17 protein-coding genes are annotated in these 18,831 nt (G+C 64.5%); 13 read left to right on the top strand and 4 right to left on the bottom strand.

Features of this window, described 5'->3' with window-relative positions; translation table 11 throughout:
* Nucleotide 1: 1 nt before the first annotated feature.
* Together AC5RUU_RS10665 and AC5RUU_RS10660 are read right to left on the bottom strand one after the other, a co-directional pair.
* Nucleotides 2-1,579: a glycoside hydrolase family 43 protein gene (locus AC5RUU_RS10665; protein ID WP_493975172.1), complete on the bottom strand. Its 1,578-nt coding sequence runs from the start codon at nucleotides 1,577-1,579 to the stop codon at nucleotides 2-4.
* Nucleotides 1,576-2,442, bottom strand: coding sequence for a DUF6807 family protein (locus tag AC5RUU_RS10660; RefSeq protein ID WP_493975171.1), 867 nt, complete (start codon nucleotides 2,440-2,442; stop codon nucleotides 1,576-1,578). The genes AC5RUU_RS10665 and AC5RUU_RS10660 overlap by 4 nt, the downstream gene beginning before the upstream one ends.
* Before the next feature lie 290 nt (nucleotides 2,443-2,732).
* On the opposite strand from AC5RUU_RS10660, the gene AC5RUU_RS10655 reads away from it, so the two are divergent.
* The 6 genes from AC5RUU_RS10655 to AC5RUU_RS10630 all read left to right on the top strand — a co-directional run bounded on the left by AC5RUU_RS10655 (nucleotide 2,733) and on the right by AC5RUU_RS10630 (nucleotide 9,799).
* The gene (locus AC5RUU_RS10655; protein ID WP_493975170.1) at nucleotides 2,733-4,037 is read left to right on the top strand and encodes an ABC transporter substrate-binding protein; all 1,305 of its coding nucleotides are present in this window, start codon (nucleotides 2,733-2,735) and stop codon (nucleotides 4,035-4,037) included.
* 55 nt (nucleotides 4,038-4,092) lie between these two features.
* Nucleotides 4,093-5,046 (top strand): carbohydrate ABC transporter permease, encoded by a 954-nt coding sequence (locus AC5RUU_RS10650; RefSeq protein ID WP_493975169.1) that lies wholly within the window; start codon nucleotides 4,093-4,095, stop codon nucleotides 5,044-5,046.
* A 9-nt stretch (nucleotides 5,047-5,055) separates the two neighbouring features.
* The gene (locus AC5RUU_RS10645) at nucleotides 5,056-5,961 is read left to right on the top strand and encodes a carbohydrate ABC transporter permease (RefSeq protein ID WP_493975168.1); all 906 of its coding nucleotides are present in this window, start codon (nucleotides 5,056-5,058) and stop codon (nucleotides 5,959-5,961) included.
* Nucleotides 5,962-6,048: 87 nt separating this feature from the next.
* A complete protein-coding gene (locus tag AC5RUU_RS10640) occupies nucleotides 6,049-8,052 on the top strand; it encodes a pectinesterase family protein (RefSeq protein ID WP_493975167.1) in 2,004 nt (667 codons plus the stop codon).
* A 1-nt stretch (nucleotide 8,053) separates the two neighbouring features.
* On the top strand, nucleotides 8,054-9,505 hold the full coding sequence (locus AC5RUU_RS10635; protein WP_493975220.1) for a pectate lyase family protein: 1,452 nt from the start codon (nucleotides 8,054-8,056) through the stop codon (nucleotides 9,503-9,505).
* An 81-nt stretch (nucleotides 9,506-9,586) separates the two neighbouring features.
* Nucleotides 9,587-9,799, top strand: a complete 213-nt coding sequence (locus AC5RUU_RS10630; protein ID WP_009357757.1) for a dodecin — start codon at nucleotides 9,587-9,589, stop codon at nucleotides 9,797-9,799.
* An 83-nt stretch (nucleotides 9,800-9,882) separates the two neighbouring features.
* Here the strand turns inward: AC5RUU_RS10630 and AC5RUU_RS10625 are convergent, their stop codons facing one another.
* Together AC5RUU_RS10625 and AC5RUU_RS10620 are read right to left on the bottom strand one after the other, a co-directional pair.
* Nucleotides 9,883-10,101 (bottom strand): hypothetical protein, encoded by a 219-nt coding sequence (locus AC5RUU_RS10625; RefSeq protein ID WP_493975166.1) that lies wholly within the window; start codon nucleotides 10,099-10,101, stop codon nucleotides 9,883-9,885.
* 129 nt (nucleotides 10,102-10,230) lie between these two features.
* Nucleotides 10,231-11,133, bottom strand: coding sequence for a helix-turn-helix domain-containing protein (locus AC5RUU_RS10620; RefSeq protein WP_493975165.1), 903 nt, complete (start codon nucleotides 11,131-11,133; stop codon nucleotides 10,231-10,233).
* Nucleotides 11,134-11,326: 193 nt separating this feature from the next.
* Here AC5RUU_RS10620 and AC5RUU_RS10615 point away from each other — a divergent pair, with 193 nt between their 5' ends.
* From AC5RUU_RS10615 to AC5RUU_RS10585, 7 genes are all read left to right on the top strand, one after another.
* Nucleotides 11,327-12,148, top strand: a complete 822-nt coding sequence (locus tag AC5RUU_RS10615; protein ID WP_493975164.1) for an aldo/keto reductase — start codon at nucleotides 11,327-11,329, stop codon at nucleotides 12,146-12,148.
* Between the two features lie 73 nt (nucleotides 12,149-12,221).
* The gene (locus AC5RUU_RS10610) at nucleotides 12,222-13,193 is read left to right on the top strand and encodes an aldo/keto reductase (protein ID WP_493975163.1); all 972 of its coding nucleotides are present in this window, start codon (nucleotides 12,222-12,224) and stop codon (nucleotides 13,191-13,193) included.
* Nucleotides 13,187-14,212 (top strand): SDR family oxidoreductase, encoded by a 1,026-nt coding sequence (locus AC5RUU_RS10605; RefSeq protein WP_493975162.1) that lies wholly within the window; start codon nucleotides 13,187-13,189, stop codon nucleotides 14,210-14,212. Before AC5RUU_RS10610 ends, AC5RUU_RS10605 begins: the two co-directional genes overlap by 7 nt.
* Before the next feature lie 184 nt (nucleotides 14,213-14,396).
* Nucleotides 14,397-16,943 (top strand): rhamnogalacturonan lyase, encoded by a 2,547-nt coding sequence (locus tag AC5RUU_RS10600; protein WP_493975161.1) that lies wholly within the window; start codon nucleotides 14,397-14,399, stop codon nucleotides 16,941-16,943.
* A gap of 35 nt (nucleotides 16,944-16,978) precedes the next feature.
* Nucleotides 16,979-17,812 (top strand): aldo/keto reductase, encoded by an 834-nt coding sequence (locus AC5RUU_RS10595; protein WP_493975160.1) that lies wholly within the window; start codon nucleotides 16,979-16,981, stop codon nucleotides 17,810-17,812.
* Nucleotides 17,813-17,945: 133 nt separating this feature from the next.
* Nucleotides 17,946-18,212, top strand: a complete 267-nt coding sequence (locus AC5RUU_RS10590) for a GlsB/YeaQ/YmgE family stress response membrane protein (RefSeq protein WP_493975159.1) — start codon at nucleotides 17,946-17,948, stop codon at nucleotides 18,210-18,212.
* 123 nt (nucleotides 18,213-18,335) lie between these two features.
* Nucleotides 18,336-18,830: a hypothetical protein gene (locus tag AC5RUU_RS10585; protein ID WP_493975158.1), complete on the top strand. Its 495-nt coding sequence runs from the start codon at nucleotides 18,336-18,338 to the stop codon at nucleotides 18,828-18,830.
* The last annotated feature ends 1 nt before the right edge of the window (nucleotide 18,831 follow it).

Below are 18,831 nucleotides of genomic sequence, written 5' to 3'. Positions count from 1 at the left end.
CTCATATGGTTGCGGCGGCGAGTTGCGGAGCAGTGGCCCGGCGGACGGGCGCGGTGTCCACCCGCACGGGTCCCACGATAACACTGCCGCCTTCCTGTGAACCCAGGGGCGACGCGGAGAAGATGCCCAGCTCGGCACCGATCCACTGCCCTTTGACCACCTCGAAGTTCCAGCCCTGGACCTCCCATGGATCGGCCGGCCTTGAACGCCAGGCAAACGTGGACCTGGGGGTTCCGTCAGTGCGGATCTGAAGCTCGATTTTGGCACCCGGGAGCACAATCCGGCGCCCCAGTGCCTGTTCGTGAGGTCCTTCTCCCCCGGTGCCGTTACCCAGGACAAAGCCGTCGGCAGTCCGCACGATACCCAGCCAGGCGTATTTCTGGCCAAGTACCACCACCCCGGCACGGGTCCCCACCGGAACGTCCCGCAGCTCCAGGGACGTAGTGAACGTGGACGGCGTGCCGGGAAGGATCTGCCCCAGGACGTTGGGAAGCTCCCGCAGGTTGACGGGATCGTTGGCCTGCGGACGGAGGACAAGCTGCCCGCCGCCGCCCTGGTAGCACCATGCGTCGCGCGGATTGGCCTGCCAGTGCCACTGCGGCCCCAGCCATGGCGACGTGAAGTCGTCGCTTGCGGGCGGTGCCACATCCTCGGGAAAAGTACCCGCCGGGTAGGCGTGGCTGGCCACAGGGGTTCCCGGGCCGCCGTCGGACGCCCGCGTGCCCATCCACGGCCAGCCGTCCTCATCCCAGCCCATGGGCTGCAGGTGGACCACCCGGCCGTAGGGGCCGCGGTCCTGGAAGTGCAGGAACCAGTCCTCGCCCTGCGGGCTGGTAACCCAGGCACCCTGGTGGGGACCGTTGACTCCGGTGTTTCCCTGCTCCAGCACCCGCCGGCCTTCGTAGGGGCCGAACGGGGACCTGGAGCGGAACACCGACTGCCAGCCGGTGGCAACGCCGCCGGCAGGCGCGAAGATCCAGTACCAGCCGTCCCGCTTGTAGAACTTCGGGCCCTCGAGCGTGGTGTAGCCGGGCAGGTCCCCGCCATTGATGACATGGGTGCCGTGGTCCAGCAGACGGCTGGCGTCCGGACTCATGCGGTGGACGGTGAGGCGGTTCTTGACCCCCACCCTGCTGTGGGCCCAGCCGTGGACCAGGTAGGCCTGTCCATCGTCATCCCACAGCGGGCACGGATCAATCAGCCCCCTGCCGGCATAGAGCAGGTGCGGTGCTGTCCAGGGACCTTCCGCCCTTTCCGCGCTCAGGACGAAGATGCCATGGTCCGGATCCGGGTAGAAGATCCAGAAGCGGCCGTCGTGATAGCGCAAGGACGGCGCCCATACGCCGCTGCCATGGCGGACCAGGGAGTAATGGCTGCCCTGGGGCAGGTGGGGGAGGGCGTGCCCGGCGTGCTCCCAGTCCACGAGGTTCCGCGAACGAAGGATTGGAAGCCCTGGCACCCGGTTGAAGCTGGAGGCAATGAGGTAGTAGACGCCCCGGACCTGGACCGCGTCCGGGTCCGGCCAGTCGGCGTTGAGGACCGGGTTGGTGTACACGGGGATGGCGTTCCGGGAAGTCATGGTGTCCTGTCTGGGCGGGAGGTCTGGTATTCGGGGTGGTGCCGGAGGAGCTGCGTGGCCTGCGTGGCTGTGGCTACGGGGCCGTCGTGGATGACGGCATGCAGGGACTGCACCAGCGGGCTGGTGGCATCAGCGAAGGCTTTGTCCGACCATGCGACGGCCGGGCCCGCGCCGAGGTAGCCGTCCGTCCTGATGAACCATGGGAGGTAGTTGCCGGTTTGGGCCAGGACCACGCTGACCGGCACTCCGCCCAGGGTGGTACTGATGGCGAGCCAGGGTGAGGTGCTTCCGTGGGCCGCGGCCGCGCCTGCACCTTCAGCTGACAGGACCGTTGGGTCGGCGCAATGTTCGGGAAAGCGCCAGAAGATTCCGCCGTAGCCGGCGCCGGCACGTCCTTTGACGGCCGACGACGACACCTCCAAATGCTCAGCGTCACTTCCGGGAACCATCACCGAGTGGACGGACAGGCTCCAGGTTCCCGGGTGCGGGTGGTGGTAGCACCGGATGCTCCGGCGTTCCGCGGCCACTTCCGCACCGCTCCCGGAGAGCCAGGTGACCGAGCCGTCAGCCCTGGAGGCGGAACTGGTCCAGGCCGAGGCTACCTGGCGTCCGTGGTTCGGCAGCACGGCCGGGCCACGGGCCGTGTACGTGGAGCCGCCCCAGAAGTTGGTGCCGTTGAGGTCCGAAAAGGCAACGGACAATCCGGCGTGGTGCGGATGGTCCTTGGGTGCCACGCCGGTCACCGTGGTGCCGGCCACGGAACGGACCGGATGGAGGTACGGCCGGGGAGAGCTCGACGGCGGGAGGTCCTGCCCGCTGCACTGGCCCGCCAGCGCATGCAGATCAGGATGGCGCGGCGTCACGGTGCCTCCTTCATGGGTTGTGAATCGGGGGATGCAGTTCAGCATAAGCAGAGCAGAAACAAACGGCAATAGTGAGGGAAACTTTCCTAACTTTCTGCAGCGCAGTTTCCAGAGAGGTGTTGACAGTCACCTTCTCGCCTTGCTAGAAATCGTTTACTCGTTCTTTGCTCCCCCCGCTTGCGCCTACCGATCCGCGGGCAGCCAGGCAGGACCAGACCCAACAGAGACAGAAAGTTTCTGCTAATCCTCGCCCGATCCAATCAAAAGCAACCCAAGAGAGGCGTCATTCGATGAAGAAGACAACAAGCACCGGGATCCCCCGCAGGATATTCCTGGGCGCGGCCGTAACAGCAGCGGGTCTGGCCCTCAGCGGTTGCGGCGGAGGAGCTGCCCCCGCCGCCGGCGGCAATGTGGAACTCAACTTTGTTTTCTGGGGTGATGCCAACCGTGCCAAGGTGACTGAGGAAGCCCTTCGGATCTTCGAGCAGAAAAACCCGGGCATTACCGTCAAGACGGAATACCAGGACAGCGGCCCCTACGCCGACAAGCTGGCCACCCGCTTCGCTGGTGGAAACCCGCCGGACGTCCTGGCCATGGCCAACCGCAGCCTCCTGGAATACGCCCAGCGGGGAACGCTCGCCGACCTCAAGAAGCTGCCTGAACTCAACCTGGACAATGTGCCCGAAACGGTCCTCAGCCGCGGCGAGGTGGACGGCAAGCTCTACGGCCTGGCCACCGGCGTGACCACCATCGGCATGGTGGTCAACAAGACCATTACGGACCAGGCCGGCGTCACCATCCCGGACGACAAGACCTGGAGCTGGGAGGACTACGCCAAGTTCGCCACCGAAGTAACGCAGAAAACAGGCGGCAAGGTGTACGGGGCGGGCTACGACGTGGCTACCGAAACAGGCCCCATCCTGCTGGCCAGGCAGCGCGGCGAGGACTTCTACACGAAGGACAACAAGCTCGGCGTCAGCGAGGAAACCATCCGTGACTGGTTCCAGTACAGCGTTGACCTGCGTAACGCAGGGGGCTACCCGCCGGCCGGCTTCTTTGAGCAGATCGGCGGCTCTCCGGCACAGTCCTACCTCGCAAAGGGCACGGTGGCCTCGCAGATCATCCCCATTAACAACTTCCGCGGCTACAACGAGGCTGTCGAAGGTGATGTTGTGCTGCTCCGGATGCCGGGCGAAACAACGGGCAAGCGAAGGGGATATTCGGCCGATCCCACCATGCTCTGGTCTATCGCGGCGAAGTCCAAGCACCCCAAGGAAGCCGCAAAGTTGCTGGATTTCCTGACCAATGACAGCGATGGCGCCGCACACACCCTCACCCAGCGTGGAGTCCCTGTGAACCCGGACGTGGCCAAGTCGATCACGTCCAAGCTCAGCACCGACGACACCACCTTCGTCAACATGATGGCTGCCATCCAGGAAGACGATCTGGCCCCCGCCTACGTGTACCCCAAGGGCGCGAGCGTTGTGGCAGATACCCTCAAGCAGCTTGCCACCGAAGTCGAGTTCGGGCGGATCACGCCGGCGGATGCCGCCAAGACCTTCCTTGAGAAGAGCAATGCAGCCATCAACAAGTAGTTCCGGCTATTGCCTCCGCATGCCGGTACACATGAAGCAGACAGGAGCCTGAGGGATGTCAGTGCTGACCAAGCAAGGCCCCGGCCCGGCCGCAGTCCCCGCCGTCGGCGGAACGGGCAAACCCAGGACGGGAACCCCGCGCAGAAAGAACCAGCGCTCCGGCTACCTGTTCCTGCTGCCGTGGTTCCTGGGCATGCTGTTCACCATCATCCCGTTCTTCGCGTCGCTGTACCTGGCATTCACGGACTACAACCTGTTCATGGAACCGAATTTTGTGGGTTTGGCGAACTTCCAGGCGATGGCCGGGGACCCGCGGCTGTGGCAGTCGCTGAAGGTCACCTTCATCTACACCTTCGTGTCCGTGCCCATTTCGCTGGCCGTCGCCCTGTTGATTGCATTGGTCCTCAACCGCGGTCTGCAGGGACTGGCTATCTACCGGTCCATCTACTACCTGCCGTCCCTGCTGGGCGGCAGCGTGGCCATCGTGATGCTGTGGCGCTACATCTTTGGCAATGACGGCATCGTCAACGGATTCCTGGGCCTGTTCGGGATCACCGGACCTCCCTGGGTCACGGACCCGGACTTCTCTCTAAGCACCCTCATCGTGCTGAACGTTTGGACTTTCGGCTCGCCCATGGTGATCTTCCTGGCAGGCCTGCGGCAGGTGCCCACCATGTACTACGAGGCAGCCTCGATCGACGGGGCGTCCCGTTGGCGGCAGTTCCGCAGCATCACCATTCCGCTGATCAGCCCGATCATCTTCTTCAACCTGATCATGCAGCTCATCGGCTCCTTCCAGACGTTCACCCAGGGCTACGTGATGAGTGGCGGAACGGGCGGGCCTGCGGATTCCACCCTGTTCTACAACCTGTACCTGTACCAGAAGGGCTTCACCGAGTTCGAGATGGGGTATGCCTCGGCGATGGCCTGGCTGCTGCTGATGATCATTGCGATCTTCACCGCCATCAACTTCATCGCATCCAAGTTCTGGGTCTTCTACGACAACTAAGGCACCCCCATGGCACTCCTCGAATTACCGACAAAGCGCAAGCAAGACAAGCCCGGCAAGCAGGCCGACCCGGAAGACGCCCTCACCGGCACCCCGGGTACCCGCTTTTCCCGGCACCTGATCCTCTGCCTGGTGGGCCTGGTGATGCTGTACCCTCTGCTGTGGCTGGTTTCCAGCTCCCTCAAGCCAAGCAACGACATCTTCCGGCAGCTTGGGCTTTGGCCGGAGAACTGGGATTTCAGCAACTACGCCCAAGGCTGGACGGCGCTGGACCAGCCCTTCCACATCTACCTGGTCAACTCCATGATCGTGGTGGTGTTCTCGATCGTCGGCAACATCTTCTCCTGCGCCCTCGCCGCCTACGCCTTCGCACGGATGGAGTTCACCGGCAGGAAGCTGTTTTTCGCGCTGATGCTGGGCACCCTGATGTTGCCGGGCCACGTCCTGCTGGTGCCGCAGTACATCATCTTCTCCCAGCTCGGCTGGCTGGACACCTACCTGCCACTGATCGTGCCGAACTTCATGGCCACCAACGCATTTTTCATCTTCCTGATGGTCCAGTTCATGAAGGCCCTGCCGAAAGAACTGGACGACGCCGCCCAGATCGACGGGTGCGGCCCCTTCCGCACCTTCCTCCGGGTCATCCTGCCGCTGTGCGTCCCGGCCATGGCCACCACCGCCATCTTCACCTTCATCTCCACGTGGAACGAATTCTTCGGCCCCCTGCTTTACATCCAGAACCAGGACCTGTACACCGTCCCCCTTGCATTGCGGGCCTTCATGGATTCTGAAGGCCAAAGCATGTGGGGCCCCATGTTCGCCATGTCGGTCGTATCCATCGCCCCGATCATCGGCTTCTTCATCGCCGGCCAAAAGTACCTCATCAACGGCATCGCCACCACCGGCCTGAAATAGGCTGCCCGTTTTCCGCGCGCATCACTGACACCCCTAATGACACGCCCGGGCTGGAGGCTGCCCGGACACAAGACAAAGGAGTTTTGCATGAGCCTGCGACGTTTCTTAGGCGCGGCAACCGCCGTCGTCATTCTTGGCGGTTTCGCTCCCGCCCCGGCAAGCGCCGCCCCCGCGCTTACATCGGGCGGCCCACAGGTTCCCGCCGCACCATCCGCCCAGGACCCCACAGCCCTGTGGAAGGAGACACCGGACGGGTTCGCGTCGCTGCCCGGCCATGGTCTGGACGGCACCACAGGCGGACAGGCCGGCCGGATCGTCACGGCCACCACCATCGGCCAACTGCAGGAGTATGCGTCCTCCCCTGAGCCTTTGGTGGTCTTCATCGCCGGCTCCCTGCGCGCCGCCGATTACGTCAAGATTCCCGTCGCGGCGAACAAGAGCTTCATCGGGGTGGGCGCCGGGGCGGAGGTGGTCAACGCCGGCTTCAAGCTGATCAACGTCTCCAACGTCATCTTCCGGAACTTCACCGTCCGGGATTCCTACATCCCCGGCGACTGGGACGGTAAGCGCCCGGACAACGACAGGGACGGCATCCAGTTGGACACCAGCCACCACGTCTGGGTGGACCACATGAAGTTCGAACGCATGGGTGACGGCCTGATCGACACACGCAAGGACTCCGATTTCCTCACCTACTCCTGGAACATCTTCGCGGACAACAACAAGGCCCTGGGGGTGGGCTGGACCGCCAACGCCATCACCCGCATGACCATCCACCACAACTGGATCCGGAACACCACGCAGCGGAACTTCAGCCTGGACAACACCGCCGCCGCCCACGTCTACAACAACTACCTCCAGGACATCGGCCAGTACGGCATGATGGGCCGGAACTCGGCCAAGGTGGTCTTGGAAGGCAACTACTTCGCCGCGGTCCAGGATCCGGTAGTGGCCAAGGACCCCGGAACCGAGGTGGTAAGCCGGGACAACGTCTTCAACTCCACCCGCGGCCGCAAGGACAACGTGGGCGCCGCGTTCGACCCCGCGGCCTTCTACCCGTACCAGGAGGACGACGCCGCCCGCATTCCGGACATCGTCAGCGCCGGGGCCGGCCCGCGCCAGGACAGCGCCCCCAACAAGACGGCGGAAATCACGGTCGCCCTCGACGGCACCGGCGACTTCGGCAGCCTCCAGGCCGCTATCGGCTCCATCCCGGCAGGCGATACCCAGCCCCGCACCATCACCGTCAAGCCGGGCACTTACCGTGAAGTGGTGAATGTCTGGGCCGACCGCCCCAACCTCACCATCCAGGGCGCAACAGCCAACCCGTCCGACGTCGTCATCACCTATGACACCCCGGCGAACGGCGTGAAGTTCTTTGGCGGCACCTGGGGTACCGCCGGAAGTCCCACGATGACCATTTCGGCTGCCGGAACCAAGGTGCGGAACCTGACGATTGAAAACGACTACGACGAGGCTGCCAACGGTCCGAGCCAGGCGCTTGCCGTCCGAACCGTTGGGGACAAGGTGACGTTCGAGGGCACCCGGTTCCTCGGCAACCAGGATACCTACCTGGCCGACACTGCCGGCCGGGACGCCACCGCCCGCACCTATCTCAAGGACTGCTACATCGAAGGCGACGTGGACTTCATCTACGGCAGGGGCACGGCTGTCCTGGACGGCTGCACCATCCACTCCCTGGACCGCGGCAGCAGCACCAACAACGGCTACATCGTGGCGCCGAGCACCAAGAACTCCAACCCCTACGGCTTCCTCATCACCAACAGCACCCTCACCTCCGACGCCGCGCCCGGCACCGTAAGCCTGGGCAGGCCCTGGTTCGCCAGCAGCGACCCCGACGCCCACCCCATGGCCGTCATCCGGGACTCCGTGCTCGGGGAGCACATCGCAGTGCAAGGCTGGGCAGACATGAGCGGCCATTCGTGGACTGAAGGCAGGTTCGCGGAATACAACAACAGCGGTCCGGGAGCCTATGTGAACGAGTTCCACCCCCAGCTCACGGCAGAAGAGGCCGCAAAATACACCTTGGAAGCGTTCCTCGGCGACTGGACACCGACGGGACGTGGCTGAGATGCGGGACAGAAAAGCTGCAGCATCCGGCATTCGCCGCCGGACCCTGCTGTCAGCAGCCGGTTTGACCGCGGGTGCCGTGGCTGCGGGTCTGCTCTCACCAGCCCGCGCTTCAAGCATCGCGGTTGGGCGCAGCGGTTTCGCCGATGCCGGACTCCCGACAGGCAATGCACTGGGCGGCACCTGGACTGACGCGCCCCTGGGATTTGCCAGACTCAGCGGCCACGGCCTGGACGGCACCACCGGCGGTGCGGGCGGACAGGTGGTGCGGGCTTCCACTCCGGCACTGCTGCGGGAGTACGCCAAGAGCCCCGGACCGCTGGTCATCGTCATTGACGGCGTACTCGCGTTCACCCAGTACGAAAAGCTGGCCGTCACCTCACACAAATCGTTCCTTGGTTCGGGAACGGGCGCGGCCGTGGTGAATGCGGGCTTCAAGCTCATCAACGCGGCCAACGTGGTCTTCCGGAACTTCACGATCCGGGACTCCTACATACCGGGCGATTTCGTGGGCAAGCGGCCGGACAACGACCGCGACGGCATCCAGATGGACACCTCGCACCACATCTGGGTGGACCACATGCACTTCACCCGGCTGGGCGACGGCCTGGTGGACATCCGGAAGGATTGCGACAACGTGACGCTGTCCTGGAACGTGTTCGCGGACCACAACAAAGCCCTTGGCGAAGGCTGGACCCAAAACGTGGTCACCCGGCTCACCCTCCATCACAACTGGATCCGCAATACCCACCAACGGAACGCCAGCCTGGACAACACCGCGGCTTCGCACGTCTACAACAACTACCTGGAGAACATCTCCAGCTACGGAATGCTGGGACGGAACGCCGCGTTGCTCCTGGTGGAGAACAACTACTTCAGGGATGTCCGCAACCCCCTGCACCACCAGGGTCCCGGCGGGGAGCTCGTGTCCCGCGGCAACGTCTTCGAGCAGTGCAGCGGAAACACCGGGCAGGAACGCGGCAGTTCCTTTACACCTGGTTACCCGTATGGGTTGGCGCCGGCCAGCGCCGTCCCGGCGCTGGTGCAGGCCTTCGCGGGGCCGCTGGGCGGAACGGCGACCCGGCCGGCGGAGGTGATCACAGTTGCCCTTGACGGAAGCGGCGACTACGCCAGCATCCGGGCGGCAGTCGGCGCCATACCATCCAACAACCCGCGCCCTGTGACGATCCGGCTCCTGCCTGGAACGTATCACGAGCCGGCGGTGGTGTGGGCCGACAGGCGCAACGTCACGCTGGCCGGGGCCACGGGGCGGGCCTCCGATGTGGTGCTCACCAACAGCGAGGGCGTCACGCTGTGGGTGGCGGGAGACGGCAGCGCGGTGAGGGACCTTACCGTCACCTCGGACACGCCTCAGGACGGGCATGTTTTGAGGACCTCCGGCCGCAACACGTCGGTAAGCAACGTGGTGGTCCTGAACGGCACATCCGGGTAAAGGCTGGTCAGGCCCTTGGAGTCCTACTAGTCTTCAAGAACGGCCCGCAACCGGGAGCAACGATGACCACGAGGAGCGAAGTTGTCCAACCACACGTACAGCATTTCTGAAATTGTCGGCACGTCGGATCAGGGTGTGGACGACGCCGTCCGGAACGGGATCGCCAAGGCATCCCAGACGCTGCGGAACCTCGACTGGTTCGAGGTCAAGGAGATCCGCGGACACCTTGAGGAGGGCAAGATCGCCGATTGGCAGGTCACCATGAAGATCGGTTTCCGCCTCGAGGAACACTAATATCTTCCCAACTGGCCCGCAGCTGGCGTCGCGAACTCGCGTTCGACGATGTTGACTGCGGGCCAGTTGCGGTTAAGCGGGCTTTAGTTGGCCGAGGCAATGCCTGCCGGACGCCGACGCCAAACTGTAGGGACGCCGTCGAACGCCGGGAACACATGTCCTTCGAAGAAGGACAGCACGGTGTGGGGGTCGTGGTCCGGGCTCCAGAGTCCGGACACGGGGCAATGTGAGCCGGTGGCGGTGGACGAGGCGCCGCTGGCGTTACCCGCCTGGCGTTCCTTCAGCAGGGCGATGCGTTTCATCTTTGAGACCATCCTTGGTGGGTGAAGAGTGTGCTCCTCCAGCCTAGGAACAGCCCCCCACCGCACCAATGGGCGCCTGGCCAGAATTGCCGCCCTGGTCTGGACAGATGTACAGCCGTTCCGCTGCCCTTACACTTCCTCGGTCTCGTGGGGTGCGGCGGCAGGCCCAATGTTCTCCCGCTGCTGCCCCGCCCCGGGCGCGGCAAGGCTGCCGAGCAGGGCAAGGGCGTCCGACGACGGCGAGCCGGGCCGGGCGGAATACACCCGCAGCGTCTGGTCGGCGTCGTCCGGGAGGGCGAAGTTTTCAAAGTTCAGTTCCAGGTCCCCTACTGAGGGATGGTGCAGCCGGACGGTGCCTGCCGACCGCGTCGCCACCCGGTGCCCTGCCCACCAGTGCCGAAAGTGCTCACTGTTCACTGCGAGCTCCCCCACCAGTTGGTTCGCCTGGGGATCGTTGGGGTGCCGCCCCACGTCCAGACGGAGGGCTCCGGCGGCTTCGGCCGCCACCGTTTTCCAGTCGCGGAACAGTTTCCGGGCAGCGGGATCAAGGATCAGCCAGCGGGTGAGGTTGCGCTCCGCTGCCGGAAGCGCCGGAAAATCCGCAAAAAGCAGGAACGCCATCGGGTTTCCGGCCAGGACATCGCTGCGCCGTCCGAGGAGCATGGCCGGAACGTCCCCCACCGCCTCAAGTAGGTGGCGCAGCGCCGGCCTCACGCCTTGCACCGCGGATCCGGCAGGCCGCGGCGACCCGGCACAGTTTTCCAGCAGATCCAGCATGTGCGCGTGCTCGCTGCTGTCCAGCCGGAGCGCGCGGGACACGGCTTCAAGTACGGTCCGTGAAGGGTGGATGTTCCGGCCCTGTTCCAGCCGGACGTAGTAGTCGGTGCTGACTCCTGCCAGCCGCGCCACTTCCTCGCGCCGAAGCCCGGGGACCCTCCGCGCCCCGGGAGTGGACCCGGCACCGGCCACTTCCGGGCTCAGCCGCGACCGCATGGCTTTGAGAAATTTTCCGAACTCGGCGCTTTGACCCATGGTGACCATTGTGCCCGGCGCACCCCGGCCCGTTCTACAACGAAGGTAGGACTGGCAGTCCTAGGAAAAGGAAGATCATCCTCACCTGCTGACGTGGCGGCGAAAATTGCATAGGCTCAGGTTAAGAGCAGCGGAAACCGCTTTCTCGACGTCGAGCAAACGGCACCCTTTCCCAGCACCCCAAGGAGCACCTATGTCAGAGCTGACACTCAACAACGGCGTCACCATCCCCCAGTTTGGCTTCGGCGTATTCCAGGTTCCGCCGGAAGACACGCAGCGGACGGTCGAGGACGCACTTGAGGCGGGCTACCGCCATATCGACACAGCCGCCGCCTACCGCAACGAGGCCGGCGTAGGTGCCGCCATCGCCGCCACCGGTATTCCGCGCGAGGACATCTTCATCACCACCAAGCTCCGCAACGGCGAGCAGGGCCGCGCCCAGGAGGCATTCCAGAACAGCCGCAAGGCGCTGGGCTTGGACTTCATTGACCTATACCTCATTCACTGGCCGGTCCCGTCACAAGGCATGTACGTCCAGGCCTGGAAGGAAATGGAGCGGCTCTACGAGAACAACGAGATCCGAGCCATTGGCGTCTCCAACTTCCTCTCCCAGCACCTGGACACCCTGCTCGAGTCAGCTGAAATCCTTCCTGCCGTCAACCAGATCGAGCTCCACCCGAGCTACCAGCAGGCGGACCTGGCCACGAAGTGCCGGAACCTGGGAATCGCGGTAGAGGCCTACAGCCCGCTGGGACGCGGAGCGGACCTCACCGGAGACGCGGTGACCACCATCGCCAACACCCACAACGCCACCACCGCCCAAGTGGTGCTGGCTTGGCATCTGGCCGCCGGCAACATTGTCATCCCCAAATCGGTGGACCCCGGGCGTATCCGGGAAAACTTCGCGGCCTCGTCCCTCACGCTGTCCGACGACGAGGTATCCACCATCAGCGCCCTCGAGTCCGGCGCCCGCCAGGGTTCCGATCCCGCCGTCGCAAATTTCACCCAGCTCTAGCGGGGTTTCTGCAAGCCAGCCCACGAAGGGCAAGCCCAACCAACCACCGGCGCTACCGCCGAAAGGACATTCCATGGAATACACCCACCTGGGCCGGTCCGGCCTCAAGGTCTCCCGCCTCTGCCTGGGCACGATGAACTTCGGACCCCAAACCGAAGAAGCCGACGCCCACAGCATCATGGATTCCGCCCATGAGAACGGCATCAACTTCTTCGACACGGCCAACGTGTACGGCGGCGCCGGGCACCGCGGCTGGACCGAGGAGATCATTGGGCGCTGGTTCGCCAAGGGCGGCGAGCGCCGTGAACACACGGTGCTTGCCACCAAGCTTTACGGCACCATGACGGACCGGCCCAACGAGTCCAAGCTGTCCGCCCTCAACATCCGCCGCGCCCTGGACGCAAGCCTCAAGAGGCTTCAAACGGACTACATCGACGTCTACCAGTTCCACCACATCGACCGGAATACCCCGTGGGACGAGATCTGGCAGGCCATCGAAGTGGCAGTCCAGCAGGGCAAAATCCTATATTCCGGAAGCAGCAACTTTGCAGGCTGGCATATCGCCCAGGCGCAGGAGGCCGCCCGGCGGCGGAACTACACCGGCCTGGTCAGCGAGCAGTCCATCTACAACCTGTTCATGCGACAGGTGGAACTGGAGGTGATCCCGGCAGCACAGCAGTACGGACTGGGGCTCATCCCGTGGTCGCCCCTCCAGGGCGGACTCCTGGGCGGAGTACTGAAGAAGGAGCGCGACGGCGTCCGGCGCACGGAGGGACGCGCGGCCGAGACACTGAAGAAGCATGAAGACCAGATCCGCCAGTACGAGGACTTTGCCGATGAGCTTGGGCACGAGCCCGGCGACGTTGCCCTGGCATGGCTCCTGCACCAGCCTGCGGTCACGGCGCCGATTGTGGGTCCCCGGACGCAGGAGCAGCTGGACGCCGCCATCAGGGCCCTGGACGTCACCCTCGGCGCAGACGCTCTCAAGCGGCTGGACCACATCTTCCCGGGACACCGGACGGCCCCGGAAGACTACGCATGGTGATCCCACCCCCGGGAGCCGGGACGGTTGGGCCGCGAAGCATCCTTTTCATTGGAGGCACCGGGGTGATCAGCGCGGCGGCAGCGGAACGCGCCGTCGCGCTGGGGCACCGGCTCACCATCCTCAACCGGGGCCGGTCAACCAGGCCGGTCCCGGAGGGGGTGGAGATCCTGCGTGCGGACGTACGGGACCAGGAGTCCGTCCGGGAGGCGCTGGGCGGGCGGGAGTTCGACGCCGTTGCGGACTTTATTGCCTACACTCCGGACCAGGCGCGGACCAGCATGGACCTGTTCCGGGGCAGGACCGGGCAGTACGTGTTCATCAGCTCCGCTTCGGCGTACCAGAAGCCGCCCACCCGGCTTCCGATCCTTGAATCCACGCCATTGAAGAACCCGTTCTGGCAGTATTCCCGGGACAAGATCGCGTGCGAGGACCTGCTGTTCAGCGCCTATCGTGAGGACGATTTTCCCGTGACGGTAGTCCGCCCGTCCCACACCTACGACCGAACCAAGATCGCAATGGTGGGCAGTTGGACGGACATCCACCGGATGCGCGCCGGGCTGCCCGTCATGGTGCACGGCGACGGCACCTCGCTGTGGACCCTGACACACAGCCGGGACTTCGCCAAGGCCTTTGTTGGCCTGCTCGGCCGGCCGCAGGCTGTGGGCGAGAGCTACACCATTACGTCCGACGAGTACCTGCCGTGGAACCAGATCTACCGGCTCTTTGCCAGGGCTGCGGGCGTGGCGGAGCCGGAACTGGTCCACGTGGCGTCCGAGACCATCGCCGCCCACAGTCCAGAACTCGGAGCCAACCTGCTGGGCGACCGCTCCCACTCCGTGGTTTTCGACAACACCAAGATCAAAGCGCTCGTCCCCGACTACACCGCAACCATCCCCTTCGCCGACGGTGCCCGGGAAATCGTGCAGTGGTATGACGCCAACCCGGAACTGCAAGTGGTGGACCAGAACCACATGGAGCTCACCGACAAGCTGACGGCCTGGGCGCGCAGCGGCGCATAATCCCGGGATCGCCACACACCCACCGCGCCCCTCGCAAACATCCGGTGAGGGCGCTTCCGGCCCTTTTCTACAACGTTCTAAATACCGCGCTTCAGGCGCGATTACAAGCCTTGCTTTGCACCCTCCCCCTGCCCTAACTTACTGGGGAAGCGTTTTCCCGTCTCGAAATTGAAAGGATTCATCGATGAATCCCACCAGGACCAGCCTGCGCCTCCTGTCCGTGAGCGCCCTGGGCGCCGCACTTGCCCTGGGCTGCCTCGCCGCGCCCGCCACCGCCGTCGGCCCCGCCCCCAAGCCCGGCAATCCCGCCGTCCAGCTGGACCACCTGGACCGCGGCCTCGTGGCCGCCGGCACGTCTGAGGGTGTCTTCCTCAGCTGGCGGCTGCTGGGCCACGAGGCCACCGGATCCTCAGCCACGGGCCTCACCGGCGCAAACTTCAACGTGTACCGGGACGGCCAGAAGCTGGCTACCGTCACGGACAGCACCAACTACCTCGACACCTCCGGAACCGCAACGTCGAAGTATCAGGTGAGGGCCGTCGTCGGCGGCGTTGAACTGGACCAAAGCGCCGCCGCCACCCCGTGGAGCGGGAACTTCAAGGACATCCCGCTGAAGAAGCCGGCCGACGGTGTCACCCCGGCCGGGCAGGCGTACACCTACTCCGCGAATGACGCGTCCGTGGCCGACGTGGACGGCGACGGGGAGTACGAGTTCATCGTGAAGTGGGACCCCAGCAATTCCAAGGACGTCTCCCAGGTGGGCTACACGGGCAACACCTACGTGGACACCTACAAGGCCAACGGCGCCCTCCTGCACCGGATCGACCTGGGCGTCAACATCCGCTCCGGCGCACACTACACGCAGCTGCTCGTCAACGACTTCGACGGCGACGGGCGCGCCGAGATGATGATGAAGACGGCGCCGGGAACCAGGAGCACCAACTACAACGCGGACGGAAGCGTCGCCTCACAACAGTTCATCACCATCCTGCAGGCGGATATCGACGGCGGTTACGCCAACACGGACGACTACCGGATGAGCGCCGCCGATTACTACCAGCACGTGGTGGAGATGTTCCAGGGCTGGACCGAACATCCGGAGGTGAAGGCCGGCAACTGGCCCGCCACCCTGGAGGAAGCCTTCGGCATCACGCCGAAGTACCAGTACCCGCTGTCCCAGTCCGACGCCAAGGCGCTCGCGGACTACTTCATGGACGTCTACGCCCCCTCCCGCAGCGCGCGGAACAACCTGCGGGCCTTCGAGGGCTTCATCGTGTCCGGCCCGGAATACCTCACCGTCTTTGAAGGCGCCACCGGCAAAGAGCTGAAGACGGTCGCCTACGAGCCGGGCCGGCATGACGACGGCCTGATGTGGGGCGACTACGCCATGGCCCGCATCGAACCGGGCAACCGCGTGGACCGATTCCTGGCCGGCGTCGCCTACCTGGACGGCAAGAAGCCGGCCGCGGTGTTCGCCCGCGGCTACTACACCCGAACCACCCTGGCCACCTACACCTGGGACGGTACCAACCTCTCCCCGGTATGGAACATCGACTCGGGCTGGACACCCATGACAAACCCGTTCAACGACTCGCCGCACGGCCGCGACGGCACCGACCCCGCATTCGGCAAACTCACCACGCAGGGCTTCCACTCCCTGAGCGCCTCGGACGTGGACGGCGACGGCAAGCAGGAGGTTGTCTACGGGTCCGCAACCATCGACGACGATGGCTCCGTCCTGTACAGCTCCTTCGACACCCTGCCTGACGGCAGTGCGGTACCCGGCGAAGAGGCGCGGCTAGGTCACGGCGACGCCATGCACGTGACGGACATCGACCCCAACCGGCCCGGCAAGGAGATGTTCACCGTGCACGAGGGCGGCACCTACGCGCCCTATGGCTACGCCATGCGGGACGCCGCCAACGGTGAGGTGCTGTTCGGCGCCTACTCGGGCAAGGACACCGGCCGGGGCATGATCGGCGACGTCGATCCTTCTGTGCCCGGCATCGAGAACTGGGCCATCGGCATGCAGTCAGCGAACGGCAACAAGCTCTCCACCGCAACCCCCGGCACCAACATGAGCATCAAGTGGGCCGCTGACATGACCACCCAGATCATCAACGGCTCGGGCGACCAGACCCCCACCATTGATGACTGGAAGCGCGGCCGGCTGCTGAGCGCGGAGGGCACGCGCACCAACAACGGCACCAAGGGAACACCAAGCCTGGTGGCGGACGTGGTGGGCGACTGGCGCGAGGAGATGCTGGTCCGGACCGCGGACAGCTCCGCCCTGCGGATGTACATGAGCACGGAGGTGACCGGCCACAAGCTGTACACACTGATGCACGATCCGCAGTACCGCGCAGAGGTTGCCCGGCAGAACACCGCCTACAACCAGCCCTCCTACACCGACTTCTACTTTGCTTCGGACATGGACTTTGGCAACGTGCCGCTGCGCGCAGCCTGGCTTCCGGGCAGCGTGAAGGCGCTGCAGCATGTGCTGGAGGACCTGACGGAGTCAAAGGATGTGGCCGGTCCGGTGGCCAGCCAGCTCACGGCGAACGTCCAGCAGGCAGCGAAGGCCGTGGAGGACGGGGACGTGACCAGGGCGGCCCGGACCCTGGAGCGCTTCGTTGACTTCCTGGCGCAGCAGAAAAGCCCGGACAAGGTTTCGGACACCGCCAGGGCCGTGCTCAACTACAACGCTGAGAACATTCTCCGGGCTTTTTAGGGCTGGGACGGCTCAGAACGGGAGAGACTGTTCACATGACACTTGCACCGCTGATCAAACTCAATGACGGCTACTCCATCCCGCAGGTCGGTCTTGGCACCTGGCCATTGGACGACGACCAGGCGGCTGCCGCCGTCGTACAGGCCGTGGAAGCCGGATACCGGCACATCGATACGGCCGCGAAGTATGGCAACGAGCAAGGAGTGGGGAACGGCATCCGGGCCAGCGGCGCGGAGCGCAGCGAGCTCTTCATCACCACCAAGCTTGACGGCCAGTTCCAAGGCAACGACAGGGCGGTAGAAGGGCTGGAGGGTTCGCTGAAGCGGATGGGGCTGGATTACGTGGACCTCCTGCTGATCCACTGGCCGCTGCCTGCCCGGGATGAGTACATCTCCACGTGGAGGACGTTCGAGCGGCTCCAGGCGGAGGGAAAGGTACGCTCCATTGGAGTATCCAACTTCAAGCCTGCGCATTTGGAACGGTTGATGGCGGAAACCGACGTGGTTCCTGCCGTCAACCAGATCCAGCTGACGCCGGCGGTGACCCGGACGGCGGAGCGGGAGTTCCACGAGAAGCACGGAATTGTCACCGTGTCCTACAGTCCGCTGGGCGGGTCTGGAGCGGGCCTGCTGGACGCACCCATCCTGTCCCAGTTGGCTGAAAAGCATGGCAAAACGCCCGGCCAACTGGTCCTCCGGTGGCATGTTCAGCACGGACTTGTAACAATTCCAAAAACAGCCAATCCGGACCGGCTGAGGGAGAACCTGGACATCTTCGATTTCGCCCTGGATCCGCAGGATCTGGCGGAACTGGCCATCTTGGACGAGGGTCCGGGAGCCGGCAATGATTCGGACGTCACGGGGCACTGAAACCGCCCTGAAATGCACTTTTTCTCTTCCCTGGGGTTGGCAAAGAGATAGTAAGCATGATTACTATTGAGTCAGAAGGATGAAGTGCTTCCGGGATCCGGAGGCCTCCTTTACTTAGGAAGAGGAACGAAAAATGGGATTTATTGCATTTCTGATTCTCGGACTTATTGCCGGTGCGATCGCTAAGGCGATTCTCCCGGGCAAGCAGGGTGGCGGCTGGCTCATCACCCTCGTCCTCGGCGTTGTTGGGGCCCTCCTCGGCGGCTGGATCGGCGGAATGATTTTCAACCGCGGACTGGAGGAATTCTTCTCGCTGCAGACGTGGCTGCTGGCCATCGGCGGCGCTCTCATCGTGCTGCTGGTGTACGGCATGATCACCAAGCGCGGCGTGCGCAGCTAACGCAGCCCGCAAGCCAGGAAACCGGCCTGGGGACACAATCCCCCGGGCCGGTTTTCATATTCCCGGCCCGCGGCCTCCCGAACGGCCGGAACTGAAAACCTTCTCACGGAGCAGGAGTTCATCGTGAAAAACAAGCTTCTTTTGGGTATTGGAATTGCCACCGGGTACGTGCTGGGATCCCGGTCCGGACGCGCAGCTTACGACAAGCTCAAAGCCCGCGCCGCGGGAATCTGGGACAGCAAGCCTGTCCAGGACAAGGTGGCGGTGGCCACGGATGCCATCAAGGAAAAGGCCCCCGAGGTCGCAGACCAGCTGACCGAGGCGGCACGCCGGGCCGGGACCGTGCTTGGCTCTGCAATGCATCGTGAGGGCACGTCGGGCTCCTCCGGTGACAGCAAACCGGCGGCAGACGAGGACGCCACGTCCGCAGGCACCTCTGGCACCGGTACAAGTGGTACTCCGGGCAGTTTTGGAACTACGGGCACAGGGGCTGCAGGGACGTCCGGAACCCTAAGCGATGCAGGCGACCTCGGTGAGGACCACATCCCCGCGCACAGCACGCATCCGGAAACAACCAACCTGGGTACTACGTCCAGTGAAGGCGGTTCCAAGGCCTGAT

This window comes from Arthrobacter sp. K4-10C, assembly GCF_059090085.1.
The sequence above is the reverse complement of the archived record's forward strand: the minus strand, read 5'-3'. Positions and strand labels throughout refer to the sequence as shown.